Source organism: Gillisia hiemivivida, from assembly GCF_007997295.1.
In the GTDB taxonomy this organism is placed as follows: Bacteria; Bacteroidota; Bacteroidia; order Flavobacteriales; family Flavobacteriaceae; genus Gillisia; species Gillisia hiemivivida.
Genome location: NZ_VORY01000001.1, coordinates 475170 through 493504, shown reverse-complemented (window position 1 = coordinate 493504; position 18335 = coordinate 475170). Strand labels below are relative to the sequence as shown.

The following is an 18335-nucleotide window of genomic DNA, read 5'->3' as shown; positions in this document are numbered from 1 at the left end:
GCTAATTTTACACTTAAATCCAAAAAGAAACCACCATATCTTCTTACTTTTGCAAACCAAAATTCAATAGTGCGTTATGTATAGAAGTCATACTTGTGGAGAATTAAGAGAAACTCATATCAATAATGAGGTTACGCTATCTGGTTGGGTTCAAAAGACCCGAAATAAAGGTTTTATGATCTGGGTAGATCTTAGAGATCGCTATGGGATGACACAACTTATCTTTGATGAGGAGCGCACTTCTTCAGAAATGATGGAAAAAGCAGCTCAATTAGGTCGTGAATTTGTGATCCAAGTTACCGGAAAAGTGATCGAACGTGAATCTAAGAACCCGCAACTTCCAACTGGAGATATTGAAATTTTGGTTGCTGAACTTAAAATATTGAATCCTTCTTTAACACCTCCTTTTACTATTGAAAATGAAACCGATGGTGGAGAAGAGCTTCGAATGAAATATCGCTATCTGGACATCCGTAGAAATCCAGTAAAAGAAAATCTAATGTTCCGACATAAAGTAGGAATGAAGGTGAGAAATTACCTTTCTGAGGAAGGTTTTATTGAAGTGGAAACTCCATATCTTATAAAATCTACTCCAGAAGGAGCTCGTGATTTTGTAGTACCAAGTAGAATGAACGGAGGACAATTTTATGCTTTACCACAATCTCCGCAAACCTTTAAGCAATTGCTTATGGTTGGTGGAATGGACAAATATTTCCAGATCGTAAAATGTTTTAGAGATGAAGATCTTAGAGCAGATAGACAACCGGAATTCACACAAATAGATTGTGAAATGGCATTTGTGGAGCAGGAAGATATCTTGAATATCTTCGAAGGATTAACTCGTCATTTACTTAAAGAAATTAAAGGTGTTGAAATAGGTGAATTCCCAAGAATGACCTATGCCGATGCTATGAAGAAATATGGAAACGACAAACCAGACATTCGTTTTGGGATGGAGTTTGCAGAATTGAATGATCTTGCAAAGAACAAAGGTTTTAATGTTTTTGATCAACAAGAACTTATTGTTGGAATTGCAGTTCCCGGAGCCGCTTCTTATACAAGAAAACAAATAGATAAACTTATTGAGTGGGTTAAACGTCCACAAGTTGGCGCCAACGGAATGGTTTGGGCAAAATACAATGAAGACGGAACTTTAAAATCTTCAGTAGATAAATTCTATTCTGAAGAAGACTTAAAAGCTTGGGCGCAAGAAACAGGAGCGAACGCAGGAGACCTTATTTTAGTTATGTCTGGAGATGCTAATAGCACTAGAGCACAATTAAGTGCTTTAAGAATGCATTTAGCTACTGAACTTGGATTGAGAGATTCTAAAGAATTTGCACCGCTATGGGTTGTAGATTTCCCTCTTCTAGAATGGGATGAAGAAACCAATAGGTATCACGCAATGCACCACCCGTTTACTTCTCCAAAACCAGAAGACATCAAATTACTAGAAACAGATCCTGGAACAGTAAGAGCAAATGCTTATGATCTGGTGATGAATGGAAATGAAATAGGTGGAGGTTCTATTCGTATTCACGATAAAGAAACTCAAGCTAAAATGTTCGATTATTTAGGCTTTACTCCAGAAGAAGCAAAAGCGCAATTCGGATTTTTAATGGATGCCTTCCAATTTGGAGCACCCCCACACGGAGGGATCGCTTTTGGATTTGACAGACTGGTTGCAATCTTAGGAGGCCACGAAACTATAAGAGATTATATAGCATTCCCAAAGAACAATTCTGGAAGAGATATTATGATAGATGCTCCGTCAAAACTTGATGATGCACAGCTTTCAGAATTGCATTTAAAAGTTACGGAATAGCGCAAAATTCATTTTAAAATAAGTACAAAAACGAATCAGGAGTTTTATTGACAAAGAATAGAACTCCTAAATCGTTTTAACTTAATATATTAGCACTAATTTTCTCACTGTTCAATAATTTCAACATCCTAGATGTTCGCACGAGCCAAACCCGGTTTTCAAAAATTTTTACTTTGGAAGACCAATAATCTTACTCAACATCAATTCATTTTGATTCTTAGTGCGCTCATTGGTTTGGCCAGTGGATTAGGGGCCGTATTGATTAAAAACCTAACGCACTTTATTCAGGAATTACTAGAAGGAAAATTAATTGCGAATGCACATCATGCATTTTACTTCATTTTCCCTATAATTGGTCTTGCTCTAACGCTTCTTATCCTCAAATACGGACTCAACAAAAAAATTGGTCACGGGATACCTTCTACGCTTTATGCTATTTCCAAGCGAAAAGGCCTTATGAAACCTTTCCAGATGTACGCCTCTTTATTAACAGCACCCATCACTGTAGGTTTTGGGGGATCTGTGGGACTTGAAGGACCAACCGTTGCAACTGGAGCTTCTCTGGGCTCTAATATTGCACGAGTATTTCAGATGAATCAGACTCACCGTACACTGCTAATTGGTTGTGCCGCTGCAGGAGCTATGTCATCTATCTTTAAAGCACCAATTGCTGCAATAATTTTTGCTATCGAAGTTTTTAGTTTAGATCTCACTTTGGTTTCTATGCTTCCATTACTTATCGCATCAGTTTCAGCAATACTCACCTCCTATTTTTTCTTTGGATCAGACATTATTTTACCTTTTCAGCTACAAGATAAATTCCTTATTTCTGAAGTGCCTTTCTATATTATTCTTGGAATTCTAGCTGCTTTTATTTCGATGTATTTTACCAGTGTCTATTTTAAAATGAATGAATTATTCAAAAAAATAGGTTCTCCATTGAAAAGACTTTTAATTGGGGGCATTGGGCTTGGAGTGCTAGTATATATGATTCCTCCACTTTATGGGGAAGGTTATAACGTAATAAATAACTTATTGACTGAAAACTATATAAAAGCCTTGGGCACCAATTTATTTAACGACTATCTTGACAACATCTGGATAGTGATCGCACTTTTAGCAGGCTTGGTGATCTTTAAAATAATTGCAACCTCGCTGACTTTTGGAGCTGGCGGGGTTGGAGGAATCTTTGCTCCGGTGCTTTTTATGGGGAGCGCAATGGGACATGGATTTGCGCTAATTGTAAATAATTTAGGGATCTTAAAAAACCCGATTTCGGTAAGTAGCTTTACCTTAGTAGGTATGGCAGGCCTCATGGCGGGTGTTTTACATGCACCACTTACCGCCATTTTCTTGATTGCAGAACTTACAGGTGGGTATGGCCTTTTTGTGCCTTTAATGATCACTGCTACCATTTCTTATATGATCACCAATCAATTTCAACCACATTCGGTTTATACCATGGAACTGGCAATGAAAGGTGAACTTCTGACTCATGACAAGGATAAAGCAGTGCTTACCTTAATGAATATTAGAAATCTTGTAGAAACAAATTTTATAAAACTGCAGATGGATATGACTTTGGGAGATGTAATCCATAAAGGAGTTACAAAATCTTCAAGAAATTTATATCCGGTATTGGATGATAAAGGTCGTTTTACAGGGATTATATTATTAGATGACATTAGGCCCATTATGTTTGACAGGGATTTATATGATAAGGTTACCGTTCAGGAACTTATGCAGCGAGCCCCGGAAATTATTGATATTAGAAAAGATGGAATGCAGGATATTATGAGGAAATTTCAGGAAAGCGATGCTTGGAATTTACCGGTAATAGAAAATGATAAGTATATAGGCTTTGTATCCAAATCTAAATTGCTCACCGCTTATAGACAGAAATTAATTGAGGTAACAGTTTAAACAATGAAATTAGTAATTAAAATACTGGCAATCTCTATTCTTATTGCCGTTGGAATTGGTTTTTATTTTAGAATGAATGACGACGTGATCTTGGGGGATAGAATTATAGGAATTGCCGTTCTTGCAAGTGCTTTTATCCTGATGCCCATCTTCTTATACGTTCGTTGGAAAGGAAAGAAATTAAGCGATTATACCCTTACAAAAGAAAACATGGATAAAATGCGTGGTAATCGCAGGGAGTAAGGGGATATAATTAAAAATGGTAAAAAATATTCTTAATTGAGCAAAAATGATAAATTATATTATGTAAGTTTGTTCTTTATTAATTTTTATTTTATTACAATGGAAGGTACAGTTAAATTTTTCAATGAGTCTAAAGGTTACGGATTCATTACTAACGACGATACAGGAAGAGACATCTTCGTGCACGTTACAGGTCTTAATGGAGAGTCTTTAAATGAAGGCGACAAAGTTGAGTACGTTGAAGAAGAAGGAAGAAAAGGACTAACGGCTGCTCAAGTACGTTTGATCCACGATTAATATATTTTTATATTTAATTCGAAGGTTTAAAAACCCGTCTAAATTAATTTAGACGGGTTTTTTTGTTACTTATTTTCTAAGGAAAAGGACTCTTTTAATCCCTCTAACATTGCTTGAGTAAGCTTTTTAAGGTCGTATTCGTGTTCCCAATTCCAATCTGCTCTCGCAGCACTATCATCTATACTACTTGGCCAAGAATCGGCAATTGCCTGTCTAAAATCTGGCTTGTAATCTATTTCAAATTCCGGTATTTCCTTTTTAATCGCTTCTGCTAATTCTTTAGGAGTAAAACTCATAGCAGATAAATTATAAGAAGATCTTACTTTAACATTCTCTGCCGGTTCATTCATGATATCTATAGTTGCTTTGATAGCATCTTTCATGTACATCATTGGCAAAGCAGTTTCTTCATTTAGGAATGATGTATATTTTCCAGATCTTAATGCTTCATGAAATATTTCTATGGCATAATCTGTTGTTCCGCCGCCAGGCAAAGTCTTATAACTAATTATTCCAGGGTATCTCATACTTCTAACATCTACTCCAAACTTATTGAAGAAATACTCGCACCAGCGTTCCCCGGTTTGCTTACTAATTCCATACACCGTGGTTGGTTCCATGATGGTGGTTTGTGGAGTATCTTGTCTTGGAGTGCTTGGTCCAAAAACAGCTATACTGGAAGGCCAGAACACTTTTTTAATCTTTTTTTCCTTCGCAAGGTTTAGAATTATGAATAGAGAATCCATATTTAAATTCCATGCTTTCATTGGCATTTTCTCAGCAGTAGCACTTAACATTGCAGCCATTAAATAAACATCTGTAATACTATATTTTTCAATAAGATTTGCAATTCCGTCTCCATCTGTAGCATCCATTATTTCGAATGGGCCACTAGTCATAAGCTCTTCACTACCTTCTTTTATATCACTTGCAATCACATTTTCATTTCCGTGCAGTTCACGCAGTCTTAATGCAAGCTCACTTCCAATTTGACCGGAAGCTCCAATAATTAATATTTTATCTGAAATCATTCTGTAAATTTTACTGCGCAAATATATCCATTTCAGAGATGATGCTATAACATTCTATATAAAAAAGGGAGTTAATCCCTACATCTTTAATGCGTCCTTTTTTGGCAATGCTTTTTCATTAACTTTGCTATACAAGATTAGCTTATGAAAACCTCCTTTTGGATTCTATTTATATTTATAATGGTTGGATGTAACCAAAAAAGTACTGAAAATTCTAATGAGTCAGACAGAAAGGATATTCAGTTGGCTCTCACTCAAAAATTAGAAGCTTCTAAAGTAGAGGTCATTCTTTTGCCCGAGGCTCAAGAGATCACTAATGAGTGGTTGGCTTATATCACTGCCCAAAGTGAGATTGAAAACTTAAAGAATTATACACTAAATGATGTGATCGCTAATACCACTCCAATAACAGAGATCATGAAGTCATTGCAAGAAACGGTGCCAGTAAGATTACAATCCAATGCCGTTAAAGCTAGACTAGGAGTACTTGTGACCAAATCTAAGATCTTGCAGCAACTTGCGGAAAAAAGAGAGGTTGATCCTGAAAAAATTTCTAAAACAGCTAAAGAGTTGCCTCTGGAGTGGAACAATTTTAAAATTCAGATAAATGAACTTTTCCTAAAAACCTTAGAGGAGTTTGAAGAAGAATTGGATGAAATTGAAAATGAAGAAGAGCAATCCCCAAAAAGAGTATTACCTGCATCACGAAAAAGAACGGTAGGCAATAATAGATCACGCGACTCTATATTATAGACACATTTTAAAATTTAACCATTTCAGACATATGAAAAAACTAATCCTTCTTCTTTTAATTTCAACTTTTGCCTGTAATAATACAAACTCTCAAAAAGATGAAACATCTTCAGAAAAATTAGATAATGAAAAGATGGCTTCCGAAGTAAATTCAAAAGAAAAAATAAATACTGCTTTAGAGAATTGGCATAAAGCAGCAGCTAATGCGAACTTTGATGAGTATTTTGGGTTAATGACAAAAGATGGGGTTTTTATAGGAACTGATGCTACCGAAAACTGGCAAAATAAGGAGTTTCGTGAATTCTCTAAACCTTATTTCGACAAAGGTAAAGCATGGAGTTTTACAACTTTGGAACGCAACATCTACACAGAAAAAGATAACAGTCTAGCCTGGTTTGATGAACTTTTGAGTACACAAATGGGAATATGCAGAGGATCTGGCGTGATGGAAAAGGTAGACGGAGCTTGGAAAGTGAAACATTATGTGCTTTCTATCGCTATTCCAAATGATGATGTTTCAGAAGTAACGGAGATGAAGAAACAAACCGATAGTTTACTAATTTCCAAGCTTAAAATGGGCATCCAAGTAAATTAAAACTGATAAAAATGAATTGAAGCAAGCTGCTTTTATGAAAAAATAGGTAAATGCTTAATTCAGCTCTTATTTTGCAAGAATTTTGTCTTGGATAATTTAGATTAAACAATATCCGTGTTTAAGGTAAAACAGAATATTTTAAAATGTTTATAACAGGCTTAGGATAAAATAATACACCGTAGAAATAAATATAATTAATAATCCAAATGCCAAAAACCAAATGGCTCTCTTAACATTGCTGAATTTCCAAGCTGCAATTTTTGAGATAATATAAATTTGTTCCCCCAATTGTTCAAAAAGTTGATCTTCATCAACACTAACCTGGTGAAAGGTTTTAGCAAATTCCTTGATGCTTCCAAACTTGGTGATCACATCCCCAAAAAAGAAAATATTCTTATCATAATCTCTTTCTATTTTTGGAATAAAGCATCTTACACAATTATAGATTGAGATTGCGGTGCATAGAAACCATAGGCCAATCAGCACATAAAAGAAATTGGCATTGGAAACTTCTGAAAGAACCGTTCCTATACTCTTGAATATAAAATTTAGTAAAATACCGTAAAAAGAAAGGATTAGTCCTGCTTTTAATTCAGAGGCCTTTATAAGTGTTGAAATATAGTTGATACTCCCCCAATAATGATCTATAAGATCATCTGTGTATTTATTTTTTGGCGTTAGAGCTTCAGGTATGCCTTGCAGGGTTGATTGTTTAGGTGCAGATTCTTCCATGACTGCTAGTTTAACTTTATTTTGAAACGAGCTTTAAAATTCCTACTCTAAAACTTTATAAATGGTTATTGGTTTTGCTTTATTTTTAAGCATGATGCTTCCAACCTTTTCACATTTAAATGATTCTTTGACTTTTTCGTAACAACTTTCGCAAATGATAATTTCATTTTCTTTTGCTGCATCCTGCAAGCGTGATGCAGTATTCACAGTGTCGCCAATAACGGTATAATCCAAACGTTTTAAACTAGCGGAACCTATATTACCAGAAATCATCTCGCCGCTCTTCATTCCTATAGAAACTTTAGGTTTAAATTTAAGGTCGCCTCCAATGGCAGGAATATTTGCCAACTTATGATTTAAGGCCAATGCTGCATCTATGGCTCGATCGAGATGATATTCCCCTTTAAAAACAGCCATGATAGCATCACCCATGAATTTATCTATATATCCTTTTTGATCAATTATTTCCTTAACCATTTCATCAAAATAACTATTGATGATTTCCACTACCGTATCTGCTGGTACGTTTTCACTTATAGCAGTAAAGCCACAAATATCTACGAACATCACCGTTGCATCAATAGTTTCATTTTCTGTAATGGTAGTTTCATATTCTTTATTTCCCATGAAATTAAGGACATTTTCATCTACGTACATTTTTAGAATATTATTTTCCTTTATGGCTTTTAAAGTTTCTTTTATATGTGTTGCATGCTTAAGCGTTTTCTCTATTGTTAGACTTAGATCTTCAAAATTTATGGGCTTTGTAATAAAGTCAAAAGCCCCTCGGTTCATGGCAGTTCGAATATTTTCCATATCACCATATGCTGAAACAATGACGGTTTTAATAAGAGGATTTGTTTCGCTAATTTTACCCAATAGCGTAAGCCCATCCATCTCCGGCATATTAATATCGCTCAAGATGATGTCAATTTGAGGTTCTTCCAGTAGCCTTTCTAAGGCTGCTTTTCCGTTTTTGGCAAAGTAAAACTGGTATTCTCCACCGCGTATTTTTTTTCGGAATTTCTGCTTGATAAGTGTTTCCAAATCGGCCTCATCATCAACTACTAGTATCTTTGACATTATATAACTTTTATTAATTTTTCTTTTAGTATCTTAAAATCTACTGGTTTGGTCAAAAAATCATCAGCTCCTAATCTTTGAGCAGTTTTATAATTTTCGTCATCTCCATAGGCAGTAATCATAATCACAATGGGTACCGGTTTTTGGAATTCTTGTTTAATGTATTCCAGAAGCTCCAACCCATTCATTCCAGGCATATTGATATCTGAAAGAATCAATAAGGCTTCTTTTTGGTTTTGTTTTAAATATGCAAGTGCTTCTTCCCCCGAAAAAGCAAAGTCAAAATACAGATCGCCATTTTTTATTTCTTTTCTGAAACGTTGCTGAAATAATGCCTGTACATCGCGTTCATCATCAACTACTAATATTTTCATAATCTAATTTTTAGGTAGTTTAATACTGAATTCTGTTCCTTCACCTTCTTTCGTTTTTACTAATATATCACCTAGATGCGCTTTTACAATATCATAACTTAAAGATAAGCCTAATCCCGTTCCCTGACCGCTCGGTTTTGTAGTAAAGAAGGGTTGGAATATTTTATCAAGTACAATCTGGGGCATGCCATTTCCATTATCTACCACGTGTATTTCCACACTATCTTTTAGCTGTTTGGTGCAGACCGAAACAGTAGGTTGATAATCTGGAGAATTGAGTTGTTTTCTTTCATTGACGGCATAAAAAGCATTAACGATCAAATTCAAAATTACTCTGCCAATATCCTGTGGAACTATTTCTATTTTCCCTATAGAATCATCATAATCGGTATTTAAGGAAGCGTTGAAGGATTTGTCCTTGGCTCTCAGCCCGTGATAGGCCAGTCGCAGGTATTCATCGGTCAACTTATTGATATCCACTAATTCGCGTACGCCGGTACTTACACGGCTATGCTGCAACATTCCTTTTACAATGGACTCGGCACGTTTCCCATGAAGATTTATTTTTTGTAAATTTTCAATCACATCATGGACTATTCCTTGGGAATCTTCGATATTGCCTTTCTCAAGTTCTGTTTTCAATTCATCCAACAGTTCTTTACTTACTTCAGAAAAATTATTCACAAAATTTAATGGGTTTTGTATTTCGTGTGCTATTCCTGCCGTAAGTTCTCCCAAAGACGCCATTTTTTCAGATTGGATTAGCAACGATTGAGTTGCCTTTAGCTCTGCAAAAGCTTTCTCAATTTCCCTGGCGTGTTTTAGCTCCTGTCTAATTCCCTTTTGGCGCTCCAAAAACAATACTCGGCGACGCTGAAAAGCATCAACATAATATATTCCCAAAAACAACAGTAAAACATAAAAAAAGTAAGCATACCATGCACGATACCACGGAGGTCTAATTGTAAACTGATATTCCAAAGGTTCGCTCCACACTCCTACAGGGCTTTGGGCTTTTACAAAAAAGGTGTAATTGCCTTCGTTAATATTGCCGAAAGTGGCTGTGCTAGACTGCGTTATAGGGTTCCAGTTTTCGTTATACCCTTCCAACATATATTGATAATTTACCAATTCTGGCCTTGTGGTTTCCACACCAACAAAATCGAAGCTGATGTTGTTTTTAGAATAGGGCAGTTCCAAATTTATTGGGATTGAGAAAAACGCTTGAAGACTGTCAAAGTGCACATTCCGATAGTTATGAACCATAGTGTCCATTGCTCTGGATGTGAGCTTTCTTTTAAAAGTGAGTAATTCGTCGGTAACATGTGAAGGTGTATTGGCGTTCTTCAATTTTACCGGGGTATCTTTTTTTCTAGCCCACTCAAGGCTACGCCAACTTATATTATCGTTGTTTATTTTGACATTTTGAATAAACACCTCTAATGGTTCTGTGTTTTTGCGAACACTGTTGTAATCAAAACGTACAAGTTTATCAACAGTACCTGCCCAAATATTGCCACGTCCACCTATATGCATGCTTTGGTTGTTGCTAATGTCTTTTATAGGGTATCCTGTTTTTTCGTTATAGTTTTCAAAGCCATTCTGCGCTATTTTTCCTACTTCTGAAGCTATGCCTCCCTTTAGTATTGTAAATCCTTTGTTGGTGCCTATTACTATATTACCATTATCGTCTTCCAAAAATTGGTAAACCACATCGTTTGCCAATCCTTGTGTAGTAGAAAAATTTTCAAAAATTGGTTCAATCTGGTTATCATTTGAAAGCTTCAGTTTTTCAAGCCGTTCTTTTTTAATGATGGATACACCGCCTCCCCAACTTCCAATGATTATGTTACCCTTTTTATCCTGGATCACCGCTGAAAGTTTGTTGTCCGGCAGGCCTTGTTCTGTAGTGAAATTCATAAAATTTTTGCCATCGTATCTACTTAATCCTCCTCGAGTAGCGATCCACATAATTCCGTCTTTATCTTCCAAGAAGTACCATACGGTTTTATGGACAAGGCCTTGTTCCGTAGAGGAATTACTAAAGGATTTACCATCGAACACGCTAATCCCACCTTCATAGGTTCCTATCCAAAGTTTGCCTGTTTTATCCATATATAAAGCAGTGATAAAATGATCTGGTAAGCCATTTTTGTTGGTATAATTAGTGATTTCTTTCCCATTGATTATACTAAGACCTTCATTGCTTCCAAAATACAGGTTGCCATCATTGTCTTTCGTCGCAGTGTAATGAGTATTAGCCAAAAGGCCCTGTTCTTTGGAATAAGTTGTGAAGATGCCGCTATAAGCTGAATTTCCATTTTGTTCGTATTTTACGATCCCTGCATTGGAAGGGGCTAGCCATATATTGCCTTCATTATCCTCAGTGGTGGCATAGATGGCATCTCCAATAAGCCCTTGTTTTGTGTTATATTCAATGACGCTTTCCCCATCGTACCTATCTAATCCACCCCCGTAAGTACCAAACCAAAGACTTCCGGAACTATCTTCGGTTATGCTGTTTACTTGGTTGAAGGTGAGACCTTGTTCAACTGTGAAATTTATAAATGATTCGCTGTTTTTATCGTATTTGGAAACACCTCCCTTTGTGCCTATCCAAACCATATCTTGCTTATCTATTGTAATGATCATAACAGCATTATTAACCAAACCATCCGAAACTGTTAGCGGTTTGAATGTTTTTTCTAAAAAACCTGATTTTGCCGGGGCATATCTACCAACCGCGCCATAGGTGCCCACCCAAATTATGCCGGCGTGATCTTCCATAAGAACAGTAGCAACCTTATCCTCTATGCCGAATTTATCTGAAAAATTCATGAACGTTCCTTGTTCTTTTGCACTGGTTGCTGGAATGTATTTCCATACCCCCTGATCGCCGGCAAACCAGAGTTGACCTTGGCTGTCCTCAAGAATGTCGATTACGGAAGCATTTAATAAAACATCTTCTTGGTTGTGGCTTGTTAAAAGCAACTTCCCGTCAGTTCTGTTTTGCGTGAAGCTGCACAATCCTTTTGCCGTTCCAATCCAAAGGGTGCCTTTGCTATCTTCCATTATTTTTAAAACATCAACATCCGGAATGCCATCCTCGGTTGTGAAATTTTGAAAAGTGACACCATCGTATTTGCTTATTCCCCCGTAGGTGCCAAACCAGATATTTCCTTTGCTGTCTTCGGTTATATGGTTGATGAGGTTGTGTATTAACCCATGTGAAGATGTATAATTAGTAAAAGATTTACCGTCATATTTGCTCACCCCATTGCCCGATGTGCCAAACCAAAGATTCCCAGCTTTATCCTTGAATCCAGAGAGGATACTGCTCATTGCCAGTCCTTGCTGTGTATTAAAGTTTTGCATGTTCACATAAAATCCAGCATTGGTTTTTACGGGTGCGGGTTTTTTAGAAAGCAAGGTGATTTTGGGTGGTTCCGTTTCTGTGAGGTAATTGATAATGGGTTTTCCTGCTGGGATGACCGCAGGTGGCGAAATGCTGTCTTGTTTTTCAAAAATGCTGTGCTGAACTTTTTCATGATTTTGATTGCAGGAAATAATAAACACTGCCATAAGACATTGCAAAATAAATTGTTTTATTTTTTTTATTCCTTTCATCTTTTTTATCTCCTAGAATTTTTCATTTTTTTTTAATACATTTTTACAGTTTGCTTTAGTGGTAATTCAATAATAAATTCAGTACCCTTGCCATTTTCTGTTAAAACTTTCAAGGAGCCTCCGTGGCCTTTTGTAATAATATCATAGCTCATACTCAAACCCAATCCAGTTCCTTGACCTGTCGGTTTGGTTGTGAAAAAAGGCTGGTATATTTTTTCCAAAACATGTTTTGGGATGCCATTACCATTGTCTGATACTTTTATTTCAACGCTACCATTATTATCTTTTGTTCCAATAGATACCTTAGGATTGTAGCCTGTTATATTTAATTGTTTTTTCTCATTTACCGCATAGAATGCATTGGTCAACAGGTTTAATATTACACGTCCCAATTCTTGCGGAAAGATGTTTACTTTTGGTAAGTTTTCATCAAAATCTGTTACCAGAGTTGCATTGAACGATTTATCCTTGGCACGCAATCCATGATAGGAAAGGCGTAAAAACTCATCACATAAGGTATTGATATCTGTTGCTTCTTTTACGGCGCTACTTTTTCGGCTATGTTGCAACATCCCTTTAACAATGCCATCGGCGCGTTTACCATGATGGGCTATCTTTTGAAGATTGTGGATAACATCATTCAAAATATCTTTTACACCATCCATGTGGCCAAGTTCCAGCTCTTCTTTGAGTTCGTCAATTAATTCCTGACTCACTTCGCTGAAATTATTTACAAAGTTGAGTGGATTCTGGATCTCGTGGGCAATACCAGCAGTGAGCTCTCCAAGACTCGCCATTTTTTCGGATTGTATTAATTGTTTTTGGGTCGCCTGTAAATCGGTTAGGGTCACTTCAAGACGTTTCTTTTCGGCTAACAACTCAATCGATTGCTTTTCTTTTAACTGAAGGTCTAAGAAACGGGTGTAGGTAAGATCAAATACCTTTGTAAAACGGGTACTTAGCTCAATTAAATCATCGTTGGGCTCTTTCGTAATCAATAACAGATACCCGTGTTTAAAGAAGCCAACATAATAACATTGTTGATCCGGTAAGGTAAGACCAGAATCCTTCATGATCTTAATTGCTTTTGCTACGGAAGGAATTGTTCTTAAGAAAGCGTAATGTTCCTTTAGCTCCTTTCCATTCCATACTTTATTATATGCTGGTTCTTTTCTTAGTGAAGCTTCATAAATATCTTTGTGGGTAGGTTCCTTTTTGTACGGAATGAGCATAGGCGGTAATAAGCCACCAGAATCTGCTCCCATCCATAACTCCACTTCATCGTTTTCTTGCCAGATACAAAAACCACAACTCCAGGTTTCGGTAGCGATTTCTTTTATTTGCTGAAAAAGCACAGCTGAAGTTTCAGCCAACTCATCAGATTTTTGCATCCCCATGGTTCGGGAACGAACTCTTTCTAAGGCAATTTCTATCTTGGCTTCCCTGATTTGTGCTTCTGAGATTTGCAAATCGTTAAAACGGGTATATGTCAAATTGAAAACTGATGCAAAACGTTCCAATAAATCTGTGGTCGATTCAGGCTGTTCTTCAGGAGCTGCAATTCCAATAAATCCTTTTGAAAAATATGCTATTGTTTGAAATCGTTTTTTTTGAGAAAGACCTTTTTGTACTATAATCCCTAGCTCTTCATAAATGTATTTCAAATAAGTTTGAAGTTCCTTTCCTTCCATAGTAAGGTTCAGTGATTTTTGTTGCTTTTTCCAGCCATCAAATATTTTAGAAATAGATTTATTCTTGGTGATGTCAAAATCAACTTTGCTGCCTATTTCAGTTGCATCTTCATCGGTAGCCCACATTTCTATAAGGCCATTGTCTTCTTTAACAATTCCAATATATAAGCGGTTGGGTTCAATACCTAAATCTATTAGTTGTTTGAATACCACGACTGCGGTTTCCGCCAATTCCCCACTCGATTGCATCGCCAATGTCCTGCTACGCACACGTTCCAATGCGGCTTCTATTTGTGATTCCCTTGTTTGCGCTTCTGCTTTTTGGAGATCGAGAAAACGTGTGTAGGTTTGTTCGAAAACTTTTGCAAATCGTTTGAATATGTCATGCGCATCTGGTGCTGGTTCTCTGGTAATAAATAGAAGGTATCCATATTTAAAATAAACTATATGATCAATTTGATACGTTGGGAAACCATTATTTGTTTCCTTTAATTTTTTTAGCACATCGCCTATAATAGGAAGTGAGCTCATATATTCATAATGAGCCACACATGCTTCACCTGAAAACTCCTTTATAATTAGTGACTCACCTTTCTGACCTTTTTGATAATATTCCTTGAATATTCCGGTCCTAGGAACCTTATATTTGGGAAGAACACCAGCTTCATTCCCAAACCATTCGGTAGATTCTTTTTCTCCGTAAATATTGAAGGCGCAACCCCAAGTTTTAATACCTAAACCTCTTACCTGTTGATCCAATAAGAATGAAGCTTCTTGCAATTCGTCACTATGCTGCATAGCCATAGTTCTTGCCCTCACTCGTTCCAAAGCCAGTTCAATTTCAGCTTCCCTTGCCTGTGCTTCTGCTCTTATAATATCTAGATAACGTCTATAAGTAAGTGAAAAAACACTGGTAAAGCGGTATAGAATCTGTTTTGTTTCTTCTGATAAGGCCTGTCTTCGATAAATAAAAATTGCGCCTTCATTAAAATAGAAGCTATTGATAATTTGAGTTTCCGGATAGTTTTCAATTTTTGGGAAACGGTAGTCGGGTGCTTTCTCCAACAGGGCATAATATTTTTTTAATTCCTTCCCTTTAAGTTCATAAGAATAATATTTTTTTTTACCTGACCATGCTTTATAACTTCCTTTTAATAGAGGATGAATATCAGTATTCAGATTGCCTGCGACAATATCAACAACCTCGGTAGAATTGTGCAATAGCGGGGTTGACCAGACTTCTATTACAGGGGTATCGTTAAAAATAGCGATCCCACATCGCTCAAAATCTATTCCCAATTTGCCCAATTCATTAAAAACAACAACTGTTGCCCCCGATATATCCTTACTGCTGTGCATGGCCATTGCTTTGGCCCTAACTCTCTCCAAGGCAACTTCTATCTGAGCTTCTCTGGCTTGTTCCTCTGCTTTTTGAAGATCTAGGAACCGTGTGTAGGTTTGTTGGAACACCTTTCCAAAGCGCATGAGAATGCTGTTTTCTTCATCTGTATAAGGAATACCCTTAAAGTTCTCGATATATAGGCCAATATTGTCCAATAAAACAGTTGAAATCGCAAGGCCTGGACAACTGAGATAATAGTTGATTGTTTCCTTTGGCACACCAGGAATAAGCTTAAAAAGTTGATTATAAAATTTATTTTTTTCTTCAAAAGTTAAATGATTGACAAAGAAATCCATTCCTTTTTCTTTAGCTTCAATAAAACTATTCCAATGGGCAGTATCAAAATAAGGAAAGCTTACCTCGGTAGGGACCTCGTGCAGATCGGCGAGCCAAATATGCATATCCTCCCTTTCCTTATAATCCAAAATAAAACCTGTATGCTCAATGTAAATATTTAATGTAACGAATTGATCATAGACAACCTGGATGACCTCTTTAAGCTCTTCACTTTCTTGCATTCCCATGGAACGACTTCGCACTTTTTCCAAAGCAGTTTCAATATGTGCTTCTCTTGCCTGTGCTTCTGCTTTTTGAAGATCGAGAAATCTTATATAACTCTGTTCAAAAATTTTTCCGAAGCGCTTCAAAATTTCATTATCCGAATCAGATAATTTTCTCCCGTTATGGTTAACGACAAATATTGTTGTGTAATGAGATACAAAAACAGATCTAGTATAATCACCTTCACGAGTCAATACCTGCTCTTTCCATTCAGAAGTAGATGAATTGAACGGAGGATGTTTAAACATGTGTTTAAAGAATTCTATTTTTTCCTCTCTTGTGTATTCTTCAGTAAAAAATCCCTTGTTTGTTTTAATCGCTTTTGCCAAAACAGTATAAATAGGCCGATCTAGAAAAGGAATTGTTGCTTTTTTTAGATAAGTTTCAGCTACGCCTGAAGATCCCCAAAATGTGAATTCTTTATCAATTTCTTGATTAGCAATGGCTATAAAAACTCCAGTTATATCCATTTTCATGCTATGGAATTGCTGAGCAAGTGTGTTCACAACCTCCTGAAGTTCAAATGTATTACGCATTTCCATACCCTTTGCTCTAACTCTCTCTAGGGCAGCTTCTATCTTTGCTTCCCTTGCTTGTGCTTCTACTTTTTGAAGGTCGAGAAAACGGGTGTAGGTTTGTTCAAAAACTCTCGCGAATCGTTTGAATATGTCATGCGCATCTGGAACAGGTTCTAAAGTAATAAACATGAGGTAACCCTTCGAAAAATAGGCACAATGAATAATTTGAAAAGTAGGGAAAGAAAGACCAGCTTCACTTAATTTCTTTACTTCTGGAATAGTTACCAAATACTTATAATGTTCTTCTAGTTCTTTACCTTTCTGTTCAAGAATAAATAAAGATTCGCCTCTTTTTTCTGCTTCGTGAAAAAGAACATAAACGTCCTCAGAAGAATTCGTTTTAAATGGAGGTTGAAGTCTATCTTTACTTGCCATCCACGCAGTAGCAGCTTTTTTATCATCGTCCCAGATATTAAAACCACAGGCAAAGGAATTTATCCCTAATTCTTCAATTTGTTGAAATAGGAGCATAGAAGTATCCGTTAACTCATCACTTCTTTGCATACTCATGGTTCTTGCACGAACCCTTTCTAATGCCAATTCAATATTTGTTTCTCTTACCTGTATTTCTGCTTTTTTGAGATCTTGATGGCGAATAAATGAGAGATGAAAAACCTCAGAAAAACGCTTCATCAAGTATTTAACTTCTTCAGAAAATCCTGTCTCCCTAAATGCAAAAAGACCGCCGGCGGGGAACATCGTACAATGATAATACTGAGTTTCTATGTTTTTATTTAAATCTGGAGCTTCAACGGGAAAGTTTGATTTTGAAGTTTTCTTATAGTAATCTATAAGATCCTTGTCTTTTAATATATAAGATAAATCCTTTTGAAGTAGCCAATGATCATAAATTAGCTCCAAGAGCGGATGTCCTTCTAAATTCTCATCTCCAGATAAATTAGCGATTTTTTCGGATTCATCAGATGAAGCTGTCCATACGTTTACCTTGTTGGTTTCATCATCGAATATGCCAATTCCGCAACGAATAGTATCCAATCCCAATTTCTCCAATTCCTTGAACACAGCGTTAACAGAATTAGTAATGCCTTTACTAGTATACATACTCATTGCAACCGCTCTCACCCGCTCCAATGCTGTTTCAACCTCTAATTCTCGATTTTTTTGCTCTAGTTCTGTGGTTCGCCTTTTTACAGCTTGTCTTAGTTGAAGATTTTCAGCACTTATTTGGTCAAAGCCTATGGTTTCTCCTTCTTGTGCTTTACTGTCTGTTGTAGAGAAATGTTGATAGATAAATCGCCAACCTTCTTTGTTGTTTTTTAATGCATTTGTAAATCGAAATCGTCCATAATAAGACCAGTCTGCTCCATTTAAAAACCAAGCATCAAACAAATGAGTAATAAACACAAGCTCTTCAAACTTCTCAATTATTTTGGTTTCATTTCTTAGTTGGGTTTTTCCAGCTAACTGGTTTGCAGTCGCTTTAAAGAAATTAGTGGTGCCTTTTCGGTTTAAAAACTCTTCGTTCTTGGTAGAGCCAATAAAGTGATAATCGTCATCAAAATAAAAATCGTAAGTTTCTACATCACCATTTAAGTAACTGTGCAGCCAAGTGTCATACACTTTCAGAACTTCTGTTTCTATTTTTTTGGTGAGTTTCAT

General features: G+C 36.3%; 12 protein-coding genes. 6 read left to right on the top strand and 6 right to left on the bottom strand.

The genetic code is table 11. From position 1 onward, the window contains the following. The first annotated feature begins 76 nt into the window (after positions 1–76). The 4 genes from aspS to ES724_RS02095 all read left to right on the top strand — a co-directional run bounded on the left by aspS (position 77) and on the right by ES724_RS02095 (position 4288). Complete coding sequence (gene aspS, locus ES724_RS02110; RefSeq protein WP_146928884.1) at positions 77–1825, top strand: aspartate--tRNA ligase; 1749 nt, start codon at positions 77–79, stop codon at positions 1823–1825. 132 nt (positions 1826–1957) lie between these two features. Next, positions 1958–3748 carry a chloride channel protein gene (locus ES724_RS02105; RefSeq protein ID WP_146928882.1) on the top strand — a complete coding sequence of 597 codons (1791 nt, stop codon included), beginning with the start codon at positions 1958–1960 and terminating at the stop codon, positions 3746–3748. 3 nt (positions 3749–3751) lie between these two features. Then, positions 3752–3991: a hypothetical protein gene (locus tag ES724_RS02100; RefSeq protein WP_146928879.1), complete on the top strand. Its 240-nt coding sequence runs from the start codon at positions 3752–3754 to the stop codon at positions 3989–3991. A gap of 99 nt (positions 3992–4090) precedes the next feature. Then, positions 4091–4288, top strand: a complete 198-nt coding sequence (locus ES724_RS02095) for a cold-shock protein (protein ID WP_026837247.1) — start codon at positions 4091–4093, stop codon at positions 4286–4288. A gap of 65 nt (positions 4289–4353) precedes the next feature. Here the strand turns inward: ES724_RS02095 and ES724_RS02090 are convergent, their stop codons facing one another. Further along, positions 4354–5316, bottom strand: a complete 963-nt coding sequence (locus ES724_RS02090; RefSeq protein ID WP_146928993.1) for an NAD-dependent epimerase/dehydratase family protein — start codon at positions 5314–5316, stop codon at positions 4354–4356. A 147-nt stretch (positions 5317–5463) separates the two neighbouring features. Between ES724_RS02090 and ES724_RS02085 the strand changes: the two genes are divergently transcribed. Then, positions 5464–6072: a hypothetical protein gene (locus ES724_RS02085; protein ID WP_146928876.1), complete on the top strand. Its 609-nt coding sequence runs from the start codon at positions 5464–5466 to the stop codon at positions 6070–6072. 31 nt (positions 6073–6103) lie between these two features. Beyond that, positions 6104–6667, top strand: a complete 564-nt coding sequence (locus tag ES724_RS02080; protein WP_146928873.1) for a nuclear transport factor 2 family protein — start codon at positions 6104–6106, stop codon at positions 6665–6667. Positions 6668–6814: 147 nt separating this feature from the next. Here the strand turns inward: ES724_RS02080 and ES724_RS02075 are convergent, their stop codons facing one another. The 5 genes from ES724_RS02075 to ES724_RS02055 are packed head-to-tail and all read right to left on the bottom strand — an operon-like array spanning position 6815 to position 18335. After that, positions 6815–7399 carry a Pycsar system effector family protein gene (locus ES724_RS02075; protein ID WP_146928870.1) on the bottom strand — a complete coding sequence of 195 codons (585 nt, stop codon included), beginning with the start codon at positions 7397–7399 and terminating at the stop codon, positions 6815–6817. 42 nt (positions 7400–7441) lie between these two features. Continuing rightward, a complete protein-coding gene (locus ES724_RS02070; RefSeq protein ID WP_146928867.1) occupies positions 7442–8482 on the bottom strand; it encodes a response regulator in 1041 nt (346 codons plus the stop codon). Further along, positions 8482–8856: a response regulator gene (locus tag ES724_RS02065; protein WP_146928864.1), complete on the bottom strand. Its 375-nt coding sequence runs from the start codon at positions 8854–8856 to the stop codon at positions 8482–8484. Before ES724_RS02065 ends, ES724_RS02070 begins: the two co-directional genes overlap by 1 nt. A 3-nt stretch (positions 8857–8859) precedes the next feature. Next, positions 8860–12483: a sensor histidine kinase gene (locus tag ES724_RS02060; protein ID WP_146928861.1), complete on the bottom strand. Its 3624-nt coding sequence runs from the start codon at positions 12481–12483 to the stop codon at positions 8860–8862. Between the two features lie 32 nt (positions 12484–12515). Further along, on the bottom strand, positions 12516–18335 hold the full coding sequence (locus ES724_RS02055) for an ATP-binding protein (protein WP_146928858.1): 5820 nt from the start codon (positions 18333–18335) through the stop codon (positions 12516–12518).

Bases quoted from the DNA above. Each gene is read 5' to 3' on its own strand.
- aspS (WP_146928884.1), top strand. From the start codon at position 77: ATGTATAGAAGTCATACTTGTGGAGAATTAAGAGAAACTCATATCAAT.
- ES724_RS02105 (WP_146928882.1), top strand. From the start codon at position 1,958: ATGTTCGCACGAGCCAAACCCGGTTTTCAAAAATTTTTACTTTGGAAG.
- ES724_RS02100 (WP_146928879.1), top strand. From the start codon at position 3,752: ATGAAATTAGTAATTAAAATACTGGCAATCTCTATTCTTATTGCCGTT.
- ES724_RS02095 (WP_026837247.1), top strand. From the start codon at position 4,091: ATGGAAGGTACAGTTAAATTTTTCAATGAGTCTAAAGGTTACGGATTC.
- ES724_RS02085 (WP_146928876.1), top strand. From the start codon at position 5,464: ATGAAAACCTCCTTTTGGATTCTATTTATATTTATAATGGTTGGATGT.
- ES724_RS02080 (WP_146928873.1), top strand. From the start codon at position 6,104: ATGAAAAAACTAATCCTTCTTCTTTTAATTTCAACTTTTGCCTGTAAT.
- ES724_RS02075 (WP_146928870.1), bottom strand. From the start codon at position 7,399: ATGGAAGAATCTGCACCTAAACAATCAACCCTGCAAGGCATACCTGAA.
- ES724_RS02070 (WP_146928867.1), bottom strand. From the start codon at position 8,482: ATGTCAAAGATACTAGTAGTTGATGATGAGGCCGATTTGGAAACACTT.
- ES724_RS02065 (WP_146928864.1), bottom strand. From the start codon at position 8,856: ATGAAAATATTAGTAGTTGATGATGAACGCGATGTACAGGCATTATTT.
- ES724_RS02060 (WP_146928861.1), bottom strand. From the start codon at position 12,483: ATGAAAGGAATAAAAAAAATAAAACAATTTATTTTGCAATGTCTTATG.
- ES724_RS02055 (WP_146928858.1), bottom strand. From the start codon at position 18,335: ATGAAACTCACCAAAAAAATAGAAACAGAAGTTCTGAAAGTGTATGAC.